We start from the raw sequence: 14,209 nt of genomic DNA, 5'->3' as shown, positions 1-14,209 counted from the left end.
TCACATTTCCCGGCGGACCGTCGGCTCGTCGCCTTCGGTATCCGCGTCGAGGCCGGGCGCGTCGGCAGCTTCCTCCGACGCGCCGGCATCCTGGTTGCCAGCTTCGTCATCGGTGCGCCCGAGCATTGGCAGGACGACCGCAACGATCCAGTAGCCGACCACCAGTCCGCCGATGACCACGACGATCTCGGTCCCGGTCATGGGGCCGCCTCCAACTGCAGGCGCGCCCGCTGTTCGCCGAGGCGGCCGACCGTCGCGCCGTCCGGCGGCAGGTAGGACAGCATGTCGTCGATGCGGTGCGCCGCGGCCCGGCGCAGACGGCGGTGGCCTTCCTCGCCGAACACCCGCCGGGCATCGTGCAAGCGGACCCGCTCGATCCGCCCGCTCAGCTTGCGGACGATATTGATCGCGAACGGCGCACACAGCGCGCACTCCAGCGCGAGCGACGTGACCGCCGCCGTCGGCAGTTCCAGCACGTGCCGGTACCGCCACAACCGCCACGCGATCGAACCGATCACCGCATACACCGCCACCATCCATGCCAGCAGCTCGGCACCGGTGCCAAAGGTGCGGAGCACCAGCGGCAACCCGGGGAAGAACAGCATCAGCAGCACCGTCGCGCGCCGCCCGAACGGGCGCAGCGCGGCGAGGAAATGCCGGGTGTCGTTGCCGGGCGGCACGCGCTCACAAGCGAGCCGCTCGACCGAAACCGGCAGCAGCGCCCGCCACGGTCGCAGCAGGTCGGGCAGCAGCGGGCGGCGGCCGGAAACCAGCACGGCGGCGCCATCGCGTGCGCGCCACCGGTTGCCCCGGCCTTCCAGCATGAACTCGTCGGCATACAGCAGCCGGCCGGCGTCGAACGCGTACAGCGCGAACGCGCCCGCCACCAGCAGCAGCTCGCCGGCCGGGATCACCGTTGGTCTTTCTTCTTGAACAACGACTTGAGCCAGACGCCCAGCCCAACCAGACCGGCCAGCAGGAGTTTCCAGCTGGCCGCCAGGAACGCCGCGATCGCGCCGAAGAAGCCCTTCTTGCCCGCCACCGCGACCGCGCCGCCGGTGATCAGCGCGGCCAGTCCGTACTCGGCAACGCGGTCGCCGGGAACGTAGTCGGCGTAGCGCTCGCCGGCGTTGTAGGCAAAGCCGTCCATGCTCGACTTGAACTCGGCCAGGCCGGTCTCGAAGTTGTCCGGCCGTGCGACCACCTGCACGCTCATCGTGCCCTTCCGCCCCAGCACGCGCGTGTTGTAGTTGATGGTGACGTTGCCCGACGCCGGCTCGGTCAGCCGCGTCGCCCATTCCAGCGCGCGTGTCTCGGCGTTGTAACGCGGCGGCACCTGCCAGCCGTCGATATGCAGCTCCGGCCAGCCGCGGCTGCGGCGCTCCTCGTTGGAGGCTTCCTGGCCTTCGCGCAGCGTGGCGAGCAGCGCATCGGCATCGAGTGCTTCGGTGTCCTTGACGTAGCCTTCGTCGTAGAACGAAAAGTACGCCTCCCACTCGTCCGTGGTCGGCCCGAACAGGTACTCCTCGCCGGACGGGATGTTCTCGGTCCACTCGACGTAGCGACGCGTCTCGTCGGCATCGAGGAAGACATAGCCCTCCGGGATCTGGATCGCCGCGCGCTTGCCGATGGCACCGGTCGAGGGCCCGCGCTGCCAGTCGAACTCGACCGCCGGCGCGCCCCCTTCCTGCGCCTGCACCGTACCGCCCGTCCACAGCACTGCCAGCAGCCCTGCGGCCGCAAGAAACTTCTTCATTCCCCTTCCCCTGTCAGTCAGTCCGTCGATGTGCGGCGCGCCATCCCCATGGCGCCCGGCCGCACCGGATCATCGCCGCTCGCACCGGCACTTGTCACCTTGCCGCCCCCACGGCAGGCCGATCGTCAGTGCGCGGGCTGCGTGGAGCCGCCGCGCATCCGGCGCACCACGGCGACGATGGCGACCACCAGCGCTCCCACCGCCATGCCGACCACCGCATTGCCCAGCGAGGCAAGCAGGGTGCCGGCCAGCCCTTCGGGCACCAACGCTTCCAGCCAGTGGGCCAGCGCCGGGATCGAGTGGACCAGGATGCCGCCGCCCACCAGGAACATCGCGGCGGTGCCGGCGATGGACAGGAACTTCATCAACCAGGGCGCGCTGTACACCAGTGCCCGGCCAATCACTGCGCGCGCGCCGCCCTTCTCGGTCAAATGCACGCCGGCATCGTCCATCTTGACGATGCCGGCGACCAGTCCGTACACGCCGACGGTAATCGCCAGCGCGATGGCCACCAGCACCAGCGCCTGCTGCAGGAAGGGACGGCCTTCCACCACCCCCAGCGACAGCACGATGATCTCCGCCGAGAGGATGAAATCGGTGCGGATGGCGCCCTTGATCTTGTCCTTCTCGTACGCGACCAGGTCGACCTTCTCATCGGCGACCGCCTTGACCAGCTCGCCGTGCTTCTGGGCGTCCTCTTCCCTGGAGTGCAGGAAGCGGTGCGCCAGCTTTTCCATCCCCTCGTACACCAGGTAGGTGCCGCCGATCATCATCAACGGGGTGATCAGCACCGGCAGCCAGGCGCTGATCGCCAGTGCCGCCGGCACCAGGATCGCCTTGTTCTTGAACGAGCCCTTGGCCACCGCCCACACCACCGGCAACTCACGCGAGGCCTTCACCCCGGTCACCTGCTGGGCATTGAGCGCCAGGTCGTCGCCGAGGACACCCGCGGTCTTCTTGGCGGCGAGCTTGGTCAGGATGGCGACGTCGTCGAGGAGGGTGGCGATGTCGTCGAGAAGCGTGAACAGGGTGGCGCCGGCCATGCGGACTCCGTGGTGCGACGGGGCGGGCATTGTGCCCGGCGCGGGTGTCATCCCGGCGCGATGGCCGGATCAGCCCCGCGGGCAAGACTGTGCTGTAGCCGGCAACGACAAAGCCCGGGCGTCACCCGGGCCTTGTCCGGCAAAGCGGTCGAACCTCGACGGTCAGGCCTTGCCTGCGACCGCGATCCGTTGGCGATCCGGCGTCGGCCTACTTGCGGATCACCTGCTCATGCGCGTCCAGCGCTTCGGCCAGGCCCGGCACGCCATCGGCGCCGGTCGGCACGCTGATGCTGGAACCTTCGAAGTCGCTGCCGATCGGCTGTGCACGGCCGCCGAGGCACTGCGCCAGGAAGCCTTCGGCCACCGCATTGAACGCCTTGCTGTTCTCCGGCCGCGCGAAACCGTGGCCTTCGTCGGGGAACAGCACGTACGTCACCGGGATGTCGTTGGCGGTCATCGCCTTGACGATCTGGTCGGACTCGTCCTGCTTGACCCGCGGATCGTTGGCGCCCTGGCCGATCAGCAGCGGCTTGCTGATCCGGTCGGCCCGGGTCAGCGGCGAACGCTCGGTGAGCCACGCCTTGCCTTCCTCGGTGCGCGGGTCGCCCATGCGCTTGGTCAGCTGCTCGTAGAAGCTTGCCCAGTACGGCGGTACCGTGCCCAACAGGGTGTTGAGGTTGGAGGGGCCGACGATGTCGACGCCGCAAGCGAACGCGTCGGGGGTGAAGGTCAGCCCGGCCAGCGTCGCGTAGCCACCGTAGCTGCCGCCCATGATCGCGACCTGGTCGGCGGTGGTGACGCCGGCATCGACCGCCCATTGCACCGCGTCGATCAGGTCGTCGTGCATCTTGCCGGCCCACTCGCCGTTGCCGGCGTTGGTGAAGTCCTTGCCGAAGCCGGTGGAGCCGCGGAAGTTGACCGACAGCGTGGCGTAGCCGCGGTTGGCCAGCCACTGGTCGTAGCTGCTGTAGCCGTAGCTGTCGCGCGCCCACGGGCCACCGTGGACGAACAGCACCATCGGCACCGGCGCATCGGCCTTGCCGTCGCTGTCGGCGTCGGCGCTGCTGGGCAGCGACAGGTAGCTGACCAGCGTCTTGCCGTCGCGCGAGCGGATCTCCTGCGGCCACATCGGCACCAGCGGCTTGCCTTCCAGCTCGGGGCGCGCGGAGAACAGCTTGGTCAGCGTGCCGCCGGCGCCGCGGTCGTAGCGGTAGTACGACACCGGGTCCTCGGCCGCCGCGTAGGTCACGATCCAGGTGTTGTCGTCGTGGGTGCGGCTGTTGACGCCGATCTCGCCCGGCCCGATCGCCTGCAGCTTCTCCAGGTCGGCCTTGATGGCCGGGTCGACCGCCTGCCACTCCTCGCGCAGGTAGTTGACCGACACCGCCTGCACCTCGCCGGTGCGCGGGTGGGTCAGCGACTGGCCGACGTCGGCGCGCGCATCCTCGCGCACCAGCGTGCGCTCGCCGCTGGCGACGTCGACCGCGTACAGCGCGGCGGTGTCGCGGCCGCGCGAGTCGAGCATGTAGAGGGTGTCGCCGTCGGTGGTCAGGCCGGCCGGCGCGGTGGTGAGCGAGTCCTCGAACGGAATGTCGGACTGCACCTTCCAGCCGCCCTGGCCGTCGGGCTGCAGGATGTCGCTGCCGCCGTCGGGCCGTGCGCGGGTCGCGTAGCGCAGGGTGTAGCTGTCGTCGACGAGGTAGTTGCCGATCCTGTCGTCGTTCTTCTCCAGCAGGGTGCGCTCGCCGGTGGCCAGGTCGACCTTGTACAGGTCGTGCCAGGCCGGGTCGCGGTCGTTCATGCCGACCAGGATCGTGCCGGGCTGCGAGTGGCTGGCCGCCACCACCTGCGCGGTGGTCTTCGGGAACGGCGTGAGGTCGGTCTCCTCGCCGGTGGCGATGTTGACGCTGTAGAGGTGGAAGTCCTCGTCACCGCCGGTGTCGCGCAGGTACAGCAGCGTGTCGGGCTGGTAGGACCAGAAATAGCGGCGGATGCCGCGGGCATCGTCGTCGGTGACCGCACGCGCCTGCGCCGGATTGTCGGCCGGGGCGACCCAGACGTTCATGACGCCGTCGACCGGCGCGATCCAGCTCAGGGTCTTCCCGTCCGGGCTGATCATCACCAGCGCGCGCTCGGGGTTGCCGAACAGGGCATCGCGCGAGATCAGCTCGACATCGGCGACGCGCTCGGCAGCACTCGGCGCCGTCGGCGCGGTCTGGGCAAGCGCGGTGGAGATCGACATCGCCAGGACAAGTCCGGCGATCCGGGGCAATTGCTTTTGCATGTGCGGCTCCATGGGTGCGGCGGTCCCGGGATGGGACCTGTCAGGCAGTAGATACCTATCCCGACCCCGGTTCATCCCCCAGAGGTTGGGGCTCCGGTGGCACCCGGCGGCGCGTGGCATGCAAAAGGCCCGGGCTTCCACCCGGGCCTCCTGGTTCTGCTGAAGGCGGATCAGGCCTTCTTTTCGTCCGCGATCCACTGGTCGATCTTGCGCTCCAGCAGGGTCAGCGGCAGGGCGCCGCCGCCGAGCACGGCGTCGTGGAACTCACGGATGTCGAAGTCGTCACCCAGCTCCTTCTCGGCGCGCGCGCGCAGCTCCTGGATCTTGATCATGCCGATCTTGTAGCTGGTCGCCTGGCCCGGCCAGGTGATGTAGCGGCGCACCTCGGCCTCGACCGCTTCCAGCGGGATCGAGCTGTTGGCGGCGAAGTAGTCGACCGCCTGCTTCTGCGTCCAGCCCTTGGCGTGCAGGCCGGTGTCGACCACCAGCCGGATCGCGCGCCACATCTCCGAGGTCAGCCGGCCGTACTCGGAGTACGGGTCGGTGTAGGTGCCCGGCATCTCGCGTGCCAGCCACTCCGAGTACAGGCCCCAACCTTCCGAGTAGGCGCTGAAGCCGGCCTGCTTGCGGAACTCCGGCACGCCTTCCAGCTCCTGCGCGATGGCGATCTGCATGTGGTGGCCCGGCAGGCCCTCGTGGTAGGCGATGACCTCCAGCTCGGTCTTGGGCATCGCGTTCATGTCGGACAGGTGGGCGTAGTAGATGCCCGGGCGCGAGCCGTCCGGCGTGCTCGGGTAGTAGTGCTGCGCGGCGCCGGCCACCTCGCGGAACGGCTCGACCCGCTTGACCACCAGGTCGGCCTTGGGCAGCAGGCCGAAGTAGTTCGGCAGCTGCTTCTTGATCGTATCGATCGCCGCGGTGGCGTCGTCGATGTAGGCCTGGCGGCCGGCGTCGGTGTCGGGGTACTTGAACTGCGGGTCGGTGCGGATGAACTGGAAGAACGCCTTGAGATCACCCTTGAAGCCGACGCGGTCCTTCAGCGCCTCCATCTCGCCGCGGATGCGGGTCACCTCGTCCAGGCCGATCTGGTGGACCTGGTCGGGGGTGAGGTTGGTGGTGGTCGATGCGGCCAGCCGCTGGGCGTAGTACGCCTTGCCGTTGGGGTGGGTCGTGCCCACGCCGGACGGATTGACCAGCGTATTCGGCAGGTCGGCCTTGAACCATGCCAGCACCTCGTCGTAGGCCGGCTTGACCGCCTCCACCAGCGCGGCGCGGGCCTCTGCCTTCAGCTCGGTGGCGCGGGCGGCGTCGATCTTGCCGGCCTTGACCAGCGCATCGGCCTTGGCCTGCGCGTCGGCCCACAGCGCGCTGTCGGCGCCGTCGGTGAACGGCGCGCCGGTGATCACCTTGGTGCCCTGCTCGATCACGCCTTCATGGGCGAAGCGCGGCGGGCGGATGCCCTGCTCGGCCGAATCGCGCACGTGGTCCATCAGCTGGCCGAACGCACGCGGCACCTGGCGCAGGCGCGCGATGTAGGCGGTGTAGTCCGACTCGTCGTCAACCTTGTGGAAGCCGATCATGAAGGTCGGCATCTGCGACTGCATGCCGCCCATCTGCTCGAACGGGTAGCCGTGCGCGGTGAACTGGTCGGCGGCCTTCGCGTTCTGCACCTGGTACTCGAACAGGTCCCACGACAGCTTGGCGGTGTCGCCCAGCGCGTCGTAGTCGAAGGTCGACTTCATCTCGTCCAGCGCCGCCACCATCCAGGCCAGCTGCTTCTTGCCGGCCTCGCGCGACATGTCGTCGATCTCGGAATAGCGGTCCTTGCGGCCGAGGAAGGTCATCTGGATCGGGCTGAACTGCAGTTGCTCCTCGTACTTGCGCTCGAACCACGCATTGATGCGCGCGTCCTCGGACGTGGCGGCAGCCTGCGCGGTGGTGGTGGCCGGCGCAGTCTCGAGTGAGGACGGCGGGGTGCTGGCGCACGCGGCCAGCAGGGCCAGGGACAGGGCGGAAACGACAAGAACGCGGCGCATGGGCACTCCGTGGTCGGACGGGAGCCAGGCCCCCGGGAACGCCGATCATGCCGCAGGGTCGGGACGGGCGCAGCCTGCCGGAAGGCATGGTGCGGACGCGATGTGGGTCAGAATCCCCGCATGACCCGTCTACTGGAATCGCTGGACCTGCACGTCGTCGGTATCGCGGCGATGGTCCTGGTGCTCGCGCTGATCCTGCCGCTGGCGTGGGTGCCGTGGCTGGTGGCGGTGGTGCCGCTGGGCCGTGTAGCGACCCGCGCCGGCGACCTGCGCCGCTCGGGCACCTCGCCGGTGCCGCACCTGTTGGTCAACGGCGCGGTGGTGGCGCTGGCCACGGCGCTGGCGTTCCTGTTCTCGCCGGCGTGATGCGATGCCGCGCGCGGTGGGCTACGCGGCCGCGCCCATCACCCACGCCGTCAGCGAGTTACCCGGGTCGGCCAGCAGCTTGACCGTCAGCGCAAGCGCCATCACCACCAGCAGCGGCCGGATCACCCGGCCACCGACGCGCAATGCCAGGTGTGCCCCCACCTGGCCACCGGCGATGCTCGCCACCGCCATCAGCAGGCCGATCGCCCACAACACGTAGCCACCGATCACCAGCGTGATCAGCGCGGCGATGTTGCTGGCCAGGTTGAGGAACTTGGTGTGCGCCGTGGCCGAGACCAGCCCCATGCCGAACAGTGCGACCAGCGCGGTCGTCAGGAACGACCCGGTGCCCGGGCCGAAGAAGCCGTCGTAGAAGCCGATTGCCGTGGCGATGCCGACCAGCGCACCGGTGCCGAAGCGGCTGTGGCGGTCCTCTTCGGACGCCTTCGGCGCGACGGTGAAGTAGATCACCATCAGGACCAGCAGCACCGGGATCAAACCGGCCAAGAACGCGGGATCGATGCGCTGCAACGTCCACGCGCCGACCACCGAACCGACGAACGCGCCGATCGCCGGCCGCGCGAACCGCCGGAAGTCGATGCGCCCCTTGCGCGCAAAGGCGACCACCGCGCTGGCGGTGCCGAAGCTGCTCTGCAGCTTGTTGGTGGCGATCGCCTGCACCGGCGGCACGCCGACGGCCATCAGCGCGGGGATGGTGAGCAGCCCGCCGCCACCGGCAATCGCATCGATCACACCGGCGATGAAGGCCACCCCCATCAGCAGAACAATGACATCGACGCCAAATTCCATGGAGTCTGGTTCCGGTTCGGTCTAGGCGACCGGTACTACGCCGCGATATCGACGTACTCGAAAGTGCACCCCGACCCTGCTTTGCAGTGCCGGGCCCCGGCTCAGCGGTCGGAGCCTGGCGTGCGCAGTGCCTTCGGCGGAATGAGCGCGTTCAACTCGACCGCCATGTCCTTCAGGTCCTTCATCTGCGGACCCGCAAATGGTGGCTCCTGCACGCTTTCCGCAAGAGCGCTGAACCCTTCCGACCCGGGCACCGTGATCATGGCCGAGAGCCGCTTGCTCTTGGCGGTACTCTCGTCACGGGTCCAGATCGGATAGGCCACCCGTGCATCTGCCGAGCGCACCGCGCCGGTTCCTTCCAGGATCTCGTAGAACCTCTGCCGCGCCTCGCTGTCGCTGCTGCCTTCCAGCGTGGGCACGATCTTGACCGTCAGATGCTCGCTTCCATCCTTGGACCGCCACGAGCAGTTCGTGTTCCATCGCGTCGTCTGCATCGTGATCTCGAAGCCCGGCTCGCGCGCCAGCCAGTCACGGACGACACCCTGGATCTCCGGGGAATCGCATGCCAGCACCGGCACCCGGGACATCTGGCTGGGCCAATCGTCGGCCTGCGCCGGGCTGGCCATGAAGCTCATCGCAATGCCGAGGGTCAGAGCGGCTCGTATCGTGTTCATCACGTTCCATTGAGATCGGGTGTCGCGGCTGCAGTATCCCTGCCCTGCCCGGGGAGAACAATGTTGCGCCAACCGCAGCAGCGCGACATCGCCCTTCGCAGGACGTGGTCGGCGGTTCGACGTAGTGCACCTGCTGCTTCATTCACCATGCCGTTTCGGAGGTGGATGGCCTAGACCAACGCGAGGGCCGGCAGATCGGACGCCCGCCCCCGGGCACGCCTGCCCGCTCATGCCATTCGCGCTCCGTGATACCTCGGCGTCTTAACCTTCCCAGTTCCGCTACCCATGGAATTGCCGCCATGTGCTACTCGGCCCGGATCCGCGCTGACTACGCCAAGTTCGTCCGCCAGTACGACGCCTCGGTCAGCCTGGAAGACTTCTTCCAGCTGTACTGGCTGCGCCAGCAGGACGGCAAGGCCAAGGTGCCGCGGGCGCTGGACGCCGCGTTCCTGGACGACCCGGCCGCCTCGCGGCTGCACCCGCTGATCCACGCGCACGCCGCGGCCGAGGCCACCCGGCTGGAGCAGGAGCTGTTCGCCCAGCGCGCGCGGCTGGTCAAGGCAGAGCGCGTGCTGGCTACCAAACCGACCAAGAAGGCGGCCGACGACCAGCGCATCGCCACCAGCAAGATCGCGAAGGCACAGGCACGGATGGCTGAACTCAAGCGCCCGCCCGGCGACGACGACGCACGCATCTACCCCGGCTACTTCGCACCGGTGATGGTGGCCGAGCGCGGCCAGCGCGTGGTCAGGCCGATGCGCTACCAATGCCGCCCCTGCGGCAAGCCGGCCGATTACGACCGCAAGTACCCCGGCACCTACAACGCCCGGCGCGACAACCTGGAAGGCTTCTGGAAGGAACAGTTCGGCCGCACACACGGCGTCGCGGTGCTGACGGCCTTCCACGAACACGTGCCGCGGCACGCCGCCGAAGGCCGCGCCCTGGAGCCTGGCGAGAAGGAATCGACCGTGGTGCTGGAGTTCCGGCCCGACCCGCCGCAGGACATGCTGGTGGCCTGCCTGTGGTCACGCTGGACCGGCCCGGATGGCGAGGAGCTGCTGTCGTTCGCCGCCATCACCGACGACCCGCCGCCCGAAGTCGCCGCGGCCGGCCACGACCGCTGCGTGATCCCGATCAAGCCCGAGCACCTGGATGCGTGGCTCAACCCCGACCCGGCGCACCTGGCGGCGCAGTACGCGATCCTGGATGACCGCCAGCGGCCTTATTACGGGCACCGGATGGCGGCGTGATGAACCCACTCGCCCTATAGGGCATCGCCGCCGGCTTGGGATGTGAGTGATCCCATTTGGAAGCCCTTGGATCAGCCCGAGCTTGCCGCAGTGCTGACCACCCCACGTGCGATCCTGCGGCCATGCTCTCCATCATCATTCCCGCCCATGACGAGGCCGCGCTGATCGGTGCCACGCTCGACGCGCTGGCACGGGCGACCACAGCGCTTGAGCTGCCACACGAAGTGATCGTGGTCGACGACGCCTCATCCGACCGCACCGGCGACATCGCCGCGGAACGGGGCGCGCGAGTGTTGCGCGTCGAGCACCGGCAGATCGCGGCCACGCGAAATGCCGGCGCCGCCGTGGCGCGCGGGGATCGGCTGTTGTTCCTGGACGCGGACACGCTTGTGGATACCGAAGTGCTCGCCGCCGCCATGGCGGCCCTGGACCGCGGCGTGGTGGGCGGTGGCTGCGCCGTGCGGTTCGACGGCAAAGTGCGCTGGCACGAGCGCGTCTTCACCGCGGGCGTGATGCATATGTTCCGCTGGACCGCCATCGCCCCCGGCTGCTTTCTGTTCTGCACCCGCGACGCCTTCGACCGGGCCGGCGGCTTTGACGAACACTGGTACGCCGGCGAAGACGTCGCCATGAGCCGCGCCCTCGCCGCGCAGGGCACCTTCACCATCCTGCGCGAAGCCGTCCACACCTCAGACCGCAAGCTGCGGACCTTCGGGGTCCGCGAACACCTGCGTCTGGCCGGACGGTTCCTTCGACACGGACGCGGGATGCTGGCCTCGCGCCAGCACCTGTCGCTCTGGTATGCGAAGCGGCGGGATACGAAATAGCGCGAGCTGGCCTTGCCCGATGACGCTGGTCTGGCTCGAGATCCGCGACTGCGAATCTTCCTCGGGTACCCTGGCGCCAGCCGGGAGAAAGTCATGTCGAGCGACGTGGAAATTGATAGGGCCGTCAGAATCGCCGCATTCGAGTGGTTGAAGCTGCAGAAGGCACTGCACGGCGAGGTGCTTCCCCGCTCCGTTCTGGAGCAAGGTTTCGACTTTCAGGGTGTTCGGGTCCCGATCGTTGGGCCCAAGGGCATCTTCAAGCCAGGCCTACTCGCGGGTATGCCGCTTTCGTTAACGACGATCCCGGGCGGTCCATATGACGACGACCTGCGGGATGGTGCCTCAGTAATCCACTATCGCTACCGGGGAACCAACACCAACCACCCGGACAATGTCGGTGTCAGGCGGGCAATGGAAACCCGGACACCGCTCATCTACTGCTACCGGGTCATGCCCGGCAGGTACGCAGTCTCATTCCCCGTCTTCGTGTGCGGCGACAATCCAGGCAGCCTCACGTTCGACATCCAATTGGACGACGACCTTGGCCTTGCGCGCTATATGGCCGCAAAGCCGGAGCCTGCTGTCGCTGATGAGGCGGTGCTTCATCGTCGCTACGTGACGACTACCGCCAAGAGGCGTCTTCACCAGGTTGCGTTCCGGGAACGAGTACTTACCGCCTACGAAACTCGCTGCGCGCTATGCAGGCTTCGACATGGCGCGCTCCTGGATGCGGCCCACATCATCCCTGATGGTGAGCCCGGCGGTGAGCCCGAGGTCTCCAACGGCCTTGCCTTATGCAAGATTCACCATGCCGCGTTCGACTTAAATTATCTGGGCATTACGCCGGCCTTCCGCGTTGAAGTCCGGCAAGCACTTCTGGATGAGATCGACGGCCCGATGCTGCAGCACGGGATCAAGGCACTACACGGCGAGCAGATGGTGCTGCCCAAATCCCGCGCGAGTCGCCCGTCGATCCAGCGGTTGGAGGCCCGGTTCGAACGATTCCTTGGGGCGACCAAGTGAGTCGCCGGTTTGCGCTTTGAATTGCGCCCAAGGATGACCGTGGGTCATCCGATATCCTGCTCAAGCTCAAGGGAGACGGTGCGGAAGGATGTTGATCAAAGCGGCCGACGATCAAAAAAGTAGGCTCGAGGCACTCGAAGCACGTGCACGAGAGGGGGGACCAAACGCTCTACGCATTGAGCAGGAGCTTCGTGCGCGGCGCGCGGGCGAGCGGGCCGAACGCGAAGCCGCATACCTGATCGACTTTGACTACGCGGCGTCTCCCAACTGGGCGGTGATCCATGACCTTCGCATCGAGCACGCTGGCCGCGTGGCACAGATCGATCACCTGCTGATCAATCGATGGATGGACATATACGCGCTGGAAACGAAGTCGTTTCACTCAGGAGTGAAGATCAACGACGACGGCGAGTTCCTGCGTTGGAACAACTACCGCAAGACGTACGAAGGCATGGCCTCGCCCCTCCAACAGAGCGAACGCCACATTCAAGTGCTGCGAGACGTGGTGGCTGGGATCGCCCTGCCTACACGGCTTGGGGTCCGCATAGCCCCGGCATTCCACTCCTTTGTGTTGGTCAGCCCTAATGCAAAGATCTACCGGCCCAAGCGATTTGACACCTCGCGCGTGATCAAAGCCGACCAGCTCAAGAAAGCGATCTGGCGGGACATCGACAGCGAGAACGGACTCATAGCGCTCCTCAAGACCGCTGCCAAGATCGTGTCAGGCGACACGATTGAGTATGTCGCGCGACAGCTGGCGGCTCTTCATCAACCACAAGAAGAGAGCGGACAGCGTGCCGCTGGCAGGGAAGATGATGTGACCGGCCAGCCGCTTCGCGCTTCCGTGAGGCCCGACGGTCGAATCGAACCCACTATCGACTTTGCGAGTGGCTTTGCCACGGCGCGTGGCAGCTCGACGATTCCAAGCGGGGTTCAGTACGGTGCGACCAACAGCGGCACAGACGTTGCACAGTGCGCTTGCAAGAGCTGCCGTTCCAGCGAAGGGAGTGTGCTTTCGGGACGTTACGGCTACTACTTCAAGTGCGCAGCCTGCGGCACAAACACTGCAATCCGCTTTACGTGTGCGCCGGGGCACACGCCCCGCCTCAGAGGCGAGCGCGGCGCGTTCTACCGCGAGTGCGCTCAGTGCGGGAGCAGCGAGCTGTTCCATCGCAACGGTACGCCCGAGGCGCCCGGCTCACGTTCCTGACGTCGCTTCGCTTCGCTGGAAGCGGCAATTTCGGCGCGGCACAGCCAAGACGGTGGCGCACACCGCCACCTCTGCGAAACTCCGCGCCGCTCCATCGCCGACGTGTCGGCTTGTGGCAACCGCCCGCACGGAATTGCGGCGGAGCATGGACCGCCCGGCCCAGCCGTTCTGGCATTGCCGGGCTCGCAAATGGAACGTAAGGACACTGCAATGCAAAACCTCCTCTCCCTCACCCTGTCCGAGCAGGACCTGGCCGACCTTGATGGCGCGCTGGAGACCCTGCGTCGTGTGTTCGCGCCATTGATCGCGCTGCAGCCGGCGCAGCGTCGCGACCTGTACAAGATGGGCAGCAAATCAGAGACCTTCTGCCGGCAGACGCTGGCGTTGCTGGCGGCCAACCCGCAGATGGTGCCGCCCAACCTGGGGCTGGCCGAGGCGCAGGCCGACCTGGTGGCGCTGGACGCGCTTCGGCCGCGGCTGATCCAGCAGCGGCAGTTGCTGGAGCGCGGCGACGACACCGAGATGGCCCTGGGCAGCGACATCATCGGCGTCGCGCTGGAGGGCTACGCCCTGCTCAAGGTGTCCGGCAAGGGCGAAGCGCTGAAGGGCGCCCGCCGCGAGCTGTCTGCCCGCTTCGCCAAGGGCACCCGCGCCCCCGAACCGGAGGCCGCCTTGGCCGAATGAGTCACCCGCGACGCCCAAAGCGTCGCCGTTGAGTGTTGAAGCCTGGCGGGTGAGGTGCAACAGCCTCATCCGTCAGGCTCTTTGCTTCAGGGGTGAGGCTTTTTGCCTCGACGTTGGGGCTCGGAAGGTCTCGCGTGAGTCCAATCGTCTGAACGCCGAAGTAAACCAGCCTGACGGCCGAGCGTTAGAGCCAGACCGATGAGGCCAAGCGCCTCTGCGTAGAGCCTCGGCGCCTCATCAACGACG

Annotated in this window: 14 protein-coding genes; 6 read left to right on the top strand and 8 right to left on the bottom strand. The window is 67.5% G+C overall.

Annotated features, from left to right (window positions below):
• The 6 genes from KOD61_RS01835 to KOD61_RS01810 all read right to left on the bottom strand — a co-directional run bounded on the left by KOD61_RS01835 (position 1) and on the right by KOD61_RS01810 (position 7,119).
• The gene (locus KOD61_RS01835; RefSeq protein ID WP_215219387.1) at positions 1–201 is read right to left on the bottom strand and encodes a hypothetical protein; all 201 of its coding nucleotides are present in this window, start codon (positions 199–201) and stop codon (positions 1–3) included.
• A complete protein-coding gene (locus tag KOD61_RS01830) occupies positions 198–914 on the bottom strand; it encodes a hypothetical protein (RefSeq protein ID WP_215219386.1) in 717 nt (238 codons plus the stop codon). Before KOD61_RS01830 ends, KOD61_RS01835 begins: the two co-directional genes overlap by 4 nt.
• Positions 911–1,756, bottom strand: coding sequence for a DUF2167 domain-containing protein (locus KOD61_RS01825; RefSeq protein ID WP_215219385.1), 846 nt, complete (start codon positions 1,754–1,756; stop codon positions 911–913). Before KOD61_RS01825 ends, KOD61_RS01830 begins: the two co-directional genes overlap by 4 nt.
• 125 nt (positions 1,757–1,881) lie before the next feature.
• Positions 1,882–2,799 (bottom strand): DUF808 domain-containing protein, encoded by a 918-nt coding sequence (locus tag KOD61_RS01820; protein ID WP_215219384.1) that lies wholly within the window; start codon positions 2,797–2,799, stop codon positions 1,882–1,884.
• A gap of 208 nt (positions 2,800–3,007) precedes the next feature.
• Positions 3,008–5,041 (bottom strand): S9 family peptidase, encoded by a 2,034-nt coding sequence (locus KOD61_RS01815; RefSeq protein ID WP_407074601.1) that lies wholly within the window; start codon positions 5,039–5,041, stop codon positions 3,008–3,010.
• 212 nt (positions 5,042–5,253) lie between these two features.
• Positions 5,254–7,119 (bottom strand): DUF885 domain-containing protein, encoded by a 1,866-nt coding sequence (locus KOD61_RS01810; RefSeq protein WP_215219382.1) that lies wholly within the window; start codon positions 7,117–7,119, stop codon positions 5,254–5,256.
• Between the two features lie 120 nt (positions 7,120–7,239).
• Here KOD61_RS01810 and KOD61_RS01805 point away from each other — a divergent pair, with 120 nt between their 5' ends.
• Positions 7,240–7,485: a hypothetical protein gene (locus tag KOD61_RS01805; protein ID WP_215219381.1), complete on the top strand. Its 246-nt coding sequence runs from the start codon at positions 7,240–7,242 to the stop codon at positions 7,483–7,485.
• 21 nt (positions 7,486–7,506) lie between these two features.
• Here KOD61_RS01805 and KOD61_RS01800 read toward each other — a convergent pair whose 3' ends face one another.
• Positions 7,507–8,295, bottom strand: a complete 789-nt coding sequence (locus KOD61_RS01800) for a TSUP family transporter (protein WP_215219380.1) — start codon at positions 8,293–8,295, stop codon at positions 7,507–7,509.
• Positions 8,296–8,396: 101 nt separating this feature from the next.
• A complete protein-coding gene (locus KOD61_RS01795; RefSeq protein WP_215219379.1) occupies positions 8,397–8,969 on the bottom strand; it encodes a hypothetical protein in 573 nt (190 codons plus the stop codon).
• A gap of 299 nt (positions 8,970–9,268) precedes the next feature.
• Between KOD61_RS01795 and KOD61_RS01790 the strand changes: the two genes are divergently transcribed.
• From KOD61_RS01790 to KOD61_RS01770, 5 genes are all read left to right on the top strand, one after another.
• Positions 9,269–10,219, top strand: coding sequence for an SOS response-associated peptidase family protein (locus tag KOD61_RS01790; RefSeq protein WP_215219378.1), 951 nt, complete (start codon positions 9,269–9,271; stop codon positions 10,217–10,219).
• 122 nt (positions 10,220–10,341) lie between these two features.
• Positions 10,342–11,046, top strand: coding sequence for a glycosyltransferase (locus tag KOD61_RS01785; protein ID WP_215219377.1), 705 nt, complete (start codon positions 10,342–10,344; stop codon positions 11,044–11,046).
• Positions 11,047–11,139: 93 nt separating this feature from the next.
• Positions 11,140–12,069 carry an HNH endonuclease gene (locus KOD61_RS01780; RefSeq protein ID WP_215219376.1) on the top strand — a complete coding sequence of 310 codons (930 nt, stop codon included), beginning with the start codon at positions 11,140–11,142 and terminating at the stop codon, positions 12,067–12,069.
• Positions 12,070–12,157: 88 nt separating this feature from the next.
• Positions 12,158–13,279: a nuclease-related domain-containing protein gene (locus KOD61_RS01775; RefSeq protein ID WP_215219375.1), complete on the top strand. Its 1,122-nt coding sequence runs from the start codon at positions 12,158–12,160 to the stop codon at positions 13,277–13,279.
• Between the two features lie 210 nt (positions 13,280–13,489).
• Positions 13,490–13,963, top strand: coding sequence for a hypothetical protein (locus tag KOD61_RS01770; protein ID WP_215219374.1), 474 nt, complete (start codon positions 13,490–13,492; stop codon positions 13,961–13,963).
• The last annotated feature ends 246 nt before the right edge of the window (positions 13,964–14,209 follow it).

This window comes from Lysobacter luteus (genome assembly GCF_907164845.1).
GTDB lineage: Bacteria > Pseudomonadota > Gammaproteobacteria > Xanthomonadales > Xanthomonadaceae > Novilysobacter > Novilysobacter luteus.
Note: the sequence above shows the minus strand (reverse complement) of the source record. Positions and strands in the feature narration are given on the sequence as shown.

What these genes read in the sequence shown, in the direction of transcription:
- KOD61_RS01815 (WP_407074601.1), bottom strand. Translation starts at nt 5,041, where the DNA reads ATGTCGATCTCCACCGCGCTTGCCCAGACCGCGCCGACGGCGCCGAGT.
- KOD61_RS01775 (WP_215219375.1), top strand. Translation starts at nt 12,158, where the DNA reads ATGTTGATCAAAGCGGCCGACGATCAAAAAAGTAGGCTCGAGGCACTC.
- KOD61_RS01780 (WP_215219376.1), top strand. Translation starts at nt 11,140, where the DNA reads ATGTCGAGCGACGTGGAAATTGATAGGGCCGTCAGAATCGCCGCATTC.
- KOD61_RS01835 (WP_215219387.1), bottom strand. Translation starts at nt 201, where the DNA reads ATGACCGGGACCGAGATCGTCGTGGTCATCGGCGGACTGGTGGTCGGC.
- KOD61_RS01805 (WP_215219381.1), top strand. Translation starts at nt 7,240, where the DNA reads ATGACCCGTCTACTGGAATCGCTGGACCTGCACGTCGTCGGTATCGCG.
- KOD61_RS01825 (WP_215219385.1), bottom strand. Translation starts at nt 1,756, where the DNA reads ATGAAGAAGTTTCTTGCGGCCGCAGGGCTGCTGGCAGTGCTGTGGACG.
- KOD61_RS01785 (WP_215219377.1), top strand. Translation starts at nt 10,342, where the DNA reads ATGCTCTCCATCATCATTCCCGCCCATGACGAGGCCGCGCTGATCGGT.
- KOD61_RS01790 (WP_215219378.1), top strand. Translation starts at nt 9,269, where the DNA reads ATGTGCTACTCGGCCCGGATCCGCGCTGACTACGCCAAGTTCGTCCGC.
- KOD61_RS01770 (WP_215219374.1), top strand. Translation starts at nt 13,490, where the DNA reads ATGCAAAACCTCCTCTCCCTCACCCTGTCCGAGCAGGACCTGGCCGAC.
- KOD61_RS01810 (WP_215219382.1), bottom strand. Translation starts at nt 7,119, where the DNA reads ATGCGCCGCGTTCTTGTCGTTTCCGCCCTGTCCCTGGCCCTGCTGGCC.
- KOD61_RS01795 (WP_215219379.1), bottom strand. Translation starts at nt 8,969, where the DNA reads ATGAACACGATACGAGCCGCTCTGACCCTCGGCATTGCGATGAGCTTC.
- KOD61_RS01800 (WP_215219380.1), bottom strand. Translation starts at nt 8,295, where the DNA reads ATGGAATTTGGCGTCGATGTCATTGTTCTGCTGATGGGGGTGGCCTTC.
- KOD61_RS01820 (WP_215219384.1), bottom strand. Translation starts at nt 2,799, where the DNA reads ATGGCCGGCGCCACCCTGTTCACGCTTCTCGACGACATCGCCACCCTC.